The following is a 5,015-nucleotide window of genomic DNA, read 5'->3' as shown; positions in this document are numbered from 1 at the left end:
CGCCGCAGCGCCGCCAGCTCCTCCCGCTCACTGCTGGTCAGCCCATCCCGCTGCCCCTCGTCGACCTCAGCCTGGCGCACCCATTGGCGCACCGCGGTCTCGGTCAGGTCGAAGTCCTGGGCCACCTGCCCGACCGAGCGGTCACCGCGCTGGCACAGCTCGACGATCTCGGCTTTGAACTCCGGCGTGAACGAGCGGCGAGGACGCGGCTTCTTCTTCCCCATGCTCTCCATCATGGACATCCTTCCGGGGGCGAGCCCCTGATCTCAGATGTCCGTCAAACCGGATCAAGCCCAGGGGACCGAGATGGCCAAGCTCCGCCGGGAGAAGCACCGCCGAACGTTCAGCACCGGCTCCTGCACTCGGCCCGTCGAGATGGATTGCCACTTCGAGTCGGTCTGTGAGTCCTGCCCGTTCTTCGACACCACCATCGAGTTCCGCCCGGCCCATGAGCGCCGGCGGGATGACACGGCCGCCAAGGGGGCAGGTCGCACTTCTACGGACTCCTCAGCCGACTCGTGGCGAGGCTTCCTGACCCACCCGCAGCACAGGCCCTATGGCTTGACATCGAGACCCGCATACCAAGGGGGTCCCGATGTCGATCGTCTACCACCGGACCAAGACAGTCGGGCGCCTGCACGTTGCCCCTGGTGTGACGGTTCCCCTGCATCCGGGGGTGGTCGGGTTCGCCGGGCACTACGACTTCGACATCGACGTACTGGCCGCCCACCTGAAAGGGCCGCGTCGAGCGTCAGGTTCTTACCGTCCGTGCTTATGTCCTGTCCGGGGCGTTCTCATCGATCGAGGAGATGGACGCGGCGTTCGCCGCCTGGGTGTCTCGGCGATGGGACCAGACCCACAAGACGCACCGCGAAGTCATCGGCATTCGGGCCGCCCGTGACCACATGACCCTCAAGCCGCTACCGCCGAATCCAGCCCTGGTAACACAGCAGTATCGGCGGCTGCTCAGGGCTGGAAAGGCACCGAACGGCCCCCATACCGTCACCCTATTGAGCGATGCCAAGACGGACGTAGCGCCACTACCCGCACTCCTAACCAAGTATCCCGTCGCGAATGGCTCGCAGTACGGCGTTGGTGCGATCACGGGCTCCGAGCTTCATCAGGATGGAGGAAATGTAGTTCTTCACCGTGCCCTCGGCCAAGCGCACCAGTTCGGCGATCTGACTGTTGGAGTAGCCTTCGGCCACCAGTCGCAATACCTCGAGCTCACGGTCTGTGAGGTCGTCGACGACGACCCCGGCGGCACCGCTGGGCTGTGCTCCGGACCGGATGAACCGCACTAGCCGATCGGTAATGGAGGGGCCGATCAAAGTACCGCCGGAGGCGAGCGACTCAACGGCCCGGGAAAGCTGTTCGACTGTGACGTCCTTGAGGAGATAACCCTTGGCCCCGGCGCGCATGGCGTCGAGAACCAGGGCGTCGTCGTCGAAGGTGGTCAGCACCAGAACAGGAATCTCGATCCCCTGCTCGTACTGCTTCTTGAGAAACCAGAGCCCGTCATGCACCGGCATCTGGAGGTCGAGCAGGACGACATCCGGGCTGTGGGCAGAGCATGCCTGAAGTGCCTCGGCACCGTCGGATGCCTCACCGATCACTTCGATGCCAGCCAGCTCAAGCAGGGTGCGGATACCGTGGCGGACCAGGGTCTGGTCATCAACCACCAGTACGCGCGGAGCGGTGTCTGTCACTTCTGCAGTCGCCGATCATGTGTCGCCGGCAGCCGAGCCTCGACGGTGAACTGTGGTGTGGTGCGGATGGTCAGGTGTCCGCCGAACGGCTTCAGGCGCTCTTTCAGTCCGGTGAGGCCGTTTCCCATGGTGATGCTACCTGGCGTGGTGCCGTCATTGATGCCGGTCAGGGTCAGCGTGCCATCCTCCAATTTCACCGTGAGTGCCAGTTCAGCGGCCCCGGCATGCTTGAGGGTATTGGTGATGATCTCTTGGGCTACTCGCACCAGAACTGTTGATCTCTCTTCGTCGGCTTCCACCTCGGCGTCAACCTCTACGTGTATCTCCAGGCTGGGCACGGCGCGGGCCAGCCGTTCCAAGTCCTGCTGCACGTCAGCCTGGCTGGGCACCCGCAGCTCCCCGACTGTGCTGCGCACATCGGCGAGCACGTCCTTGGCCATACCTCCGGCGCGCCGGAGGTGTTCCAGCACGGCGGGGCCTTCGCCGTGCTGGGCGGCCTCCTTCTCCAGGCGGTGCTGGGCAGCGGCCAGCTCCAGGTTGAGCACAGTGAGCTGGTGGCCGAGCGAATCGTGGAGCTCTCGGGAGATGCGCAGCCGTTCGGAGGAGGCTGCGGAGTCTTCCAGCAGCACTCCTGCTGCTTCCAGTTCCAGGGTCTTCTGCTCCATTTCGGCCCGGAGCAGGGCTTCTCGCGACATCGCATAGGCGGTGGAGACTACGGCCAGATGAACGATGAGATAGAAGACCCCGGACGCGATCGTTTTGACGAGATCCGCGCCGGCAGACCAAGCATACGCAGAGGTCACCGCGCAGTTCAGCACCACCACACAGAGCACCCACCCCATGGGCATCAGGTAGGTGCCCATGGCGGCAATCACGATCAGCAGCGTCACGGCCATGCTGCCGCTGGACGACACGGTCATCAGCAGCACCCAGGAGGTGAGCACAGCACACCCGTACAACAGCAGCTGGCCGGTGCGGCCGGGCAATCGGCTGACCGACAGGTTCGTGGCGGCGAACCACACCGCCAGGGTGGCGGACCATGTCCAGGCCGGCATCGCGAGTTCGTCCATGGCCAGGGTGAGCACGCCAATGACCAGGCTGAGTCCCACAATCGCATGTCGAGCAAAGTCGTCGGCGCGGCGTCCGCCCTTGTGGCCGACGGCCACAGTGGCCGGGGTGTGGGTCATGGCGACCGAGCCTACCTGTGCCCGGTGGACGGCCAAGGTGCCGAAAGTCATGGCCGAAGTCATGACCGTCGGCACCTGCCTGCGGCAGCTCAGGCGCAGAAGACTGATCAGCATGAGCAGCGCAACCAGGCCTTTGGCCATCGATGCCCAGCATCTGGTCAAGCGGTACAAGAACAAGACGGCAGTCGACGACATCAGCCTGCAGGTGCCTGTAGGGGAAACCTTCGGTTTGCTGGGCACCAACGGGGCCGGCAAGACCACGACCGTGGAGATGATCGCCGGGCTGCGCCGGCCCACGAAGGGCAGTGTGCGGATTCTAGGCCTGGATCCCTTCAGCAACGAGGCCGAAGTACGTCAGGTGCTCGGCGTGCAGCTGCAGGAGGCCAACCTGCATGATGCCCTGACCGCTCGTGAGCTGGTAGACCTCTACCGTAGCTTTTACCCCCATCCCCTGGATGCCGACCAGGCCCTCGCCATGGTTGAGCTACAGGACAAGGCCAAGACCAGATTCAGCAGGCTCTCCGGGGGACAGAAACAGAGGCTCTCCATCGCCCTGGCGCTGATCGGTCAGCCTCAGGTAGTCATCCTCGATGAGCTCACCACCGGGCTGGACCCCAAGGCGCGACGCCGGGTGTGGTCGACGATCGAGTCGTTGAAGGATCAGACGGTGATCCTGATCAGCCACGCCATGGACGAGGTGGAACGGCTCTGTGACCAGGTGTTGATCATCGACGCCGGACGCATCATCGCTCGGGGCAGCCCGGCGGAACTCAAAGCACAGGCCACGGCCGCCACCTTGGAAGATGCCTTCGTGCAGCTGACCGGCAAAGCGCTTCTGGACGAGGAGGAAGATTACCGATGACCGCTACCACCACGACGACACCTGCTGTCCACGCTCGTCGGCCAGGGCTCCGAGCGGGGCTGCGGATGATCCAGGCCGAGGCAAGGATGATCACCCGGGACCCCGCGAACGTCATCATCCCACTAGCTGTTCCCGTGCTGCTCCTGGTGATGAACGGCCTCTCGCTGGAAAACCCCGACGAAGAGATCCGGCCCGGTGTCACCGTTCTGGACTTCCACACGGTGCCAGTGGTCCTGGCCCTGGTAGTGACCATGATCGCGGTGATGAACTTCCCCGGCTACCTAGCCACCTATCGCAAGAGCAAAGTACTCCGCCGACTGGCGGTCACCCCGGCATCTCCTGCGATGGTGCTGGTGGCCCAGACGGTGGTCAGTTTCCTCCAGATGCTCTTCGGCATCGCCATCGCCCTCGGAATCGCGATTCAGTTCTTCGACGCCGCCCTGCCCAGTGACGTGCTGGTGGCTGTGTTGGTCCTGCTAGCTCTGTGTCTGGCGATGTACTCCGTGGGCATGATCGTGGCATCAGTGGCTCCAACACCCAACGCGGCAGTCGCCATTGGCCTGGTCGGCTTCTTCGGTATGGCTGCACTCGGCGGCATGTTCGGCCCCATGGAGAACCTGCCCGAGCGGCTGGCCGAAGTCGGCTCCTGGCTCCCCTTCGGTGCTGCCGTCGAAGCCTTCCAGTCCACATGGATGGGCGAGAGCGTGGCCTGGGAGAACTGGGCCAGCATCGGGGTCACCACTGTGTTCGGCGTCGCTGTGGCTTCCGCACTCTTCCGCTGGGAATGATCACGGCGTACCGTTGCTTGGTCCGGGAGTTGCAGATCCGCCCACTGATTGCCCGGCGTGACCCGACACGCGCAAGCCGCTGCGCCGTGAGTTCGACGGCGAAGCGTGCGCTCCCGGCCACCGCGCTCCCGCGTCCGGCGACGTCAGTCCTATCTGCGGGGCGGCTGTCCTGCCCCGCGCACCGAGTGTCTGTTCAAAGGCCGCCTCGGCCGCCGCTCAACGACCTCGAAACCCTGCACCGGCTTCTGTCCCGAGGGTGACGTGCCGCGCCCTCGCGATCCCGCTGCGCCATTCGGTGTCCGTCATGCGCAGTACGCGCCGTTCGATCCAGCCGTAGGCGGCCAGGTGCAGCAGGGCGCCGGTGGACTGGGCGACGGGCGTCTGGTCCATGGTCAGGAACGGCACGAGGGTGCCGGCCAGTGCGGCGGCCGGGACCCACCAGGGCACGGACTTGACCTTGGCCAGGGTC

The 5,015-nt window shown here is 64.9% G+C and carries 6 protein-coding genes; 2 read left to right on the top strand and 4 right to left on the bottom strand.

All coding sequences use genetic code 11. The features are described from left to right. From AB0G11_RS48800 to AB0G11_RS48790, 3 genes are all read right to left on the bottom strand, one after another. Positions 1–224: transposase (locus tag AB0G11_RS48800; RefSeq protein ID WP_357594135.1), on the bottom strand; the 224-nt coding region annotated here is incomplete at its 3' end. Between the two features lie 828 nt (positions 225–1,052). After that, the gene (locus AB0G11_RS48795) at positions 1,053–1,709 is read right to left on the bottom strand and encodes a response regulator transcription factor (protein ID WP_357594133.1); all 657 of its coding nucleotides are present in this window, start codon (positions 1,707–1,709) and stop codon (positions 1,053–1,055) included. Further along, on the bottom strand, positions 1,706–2,896 hold the full coding sequence (locus AB0G11_RS48790) for a histidine kinase (RefSeq protein WP_357594131.1): 1,191 nt from the start codon (positions 2,894–2,896) through the stop codon (positions 1,706–1,708). Before AB0G11_RS48790 ends, AB0G11_RS48795 begins: the two co-directional genes overlap by 4 nt. Between AB0G11_RS48790 and AB0G11_RS48785 the strand changes: the two genes are divergently transcribed. Continuing rightward, a complete protein-coding gene (locus AB0G11_RS48785) occupies positions 2,895–3,758 on the top strand; it encodes an ABC transporter ATP-binding protein (RefSeq protein WP_357594129.1) in 864 nt (287 codons plus the stop codon). The genes AB0G11_RS48790 and AB0G11_RS48785 overlap by 2 nt on opposite strands. Further along, positions 3,755–4,546 (top strand): ABC transporter permease, encoded by a 792-nt coding sequence (locus tag AB0G11_RS48780; protein ID WP_357594127.1) that lies wholly within the window; start codon positions 3,755–3,757, stop codon positions 4,544–4,546. The genes AB0G11_RS48785 and AB0G11_RS48780 overlap by 4 nt, the downstream gene beginning before the upstream one ends. Positions 4,547–4,762: 216 nt before the next feature. Here AB0G11_RS48780 and AB0G11_RS48775 read toward each other — a convergent pair. Next, a partial coding sequence (locus tag AB0G11_RS48775) for a hypothetical protein (protein WP_357594125.1) occupies positions 4,763–5,015 on the bottom strand: 253 nt, incomplete at its 5' end.

The sequence above is a fragment of the Nonomuraea sp. NPDC023979 genome (assembly GCF_040639085.1).
Lineage (GTDB): Bacteria > Actinomycetota > Actinomycetes > Streptosporangiales > Streptosporangiaceae > Nonomuraea > Nonomuraea ceibae.
This window is presented reverse-complemented; position numbering and strand designations above follow the sequence as displayed.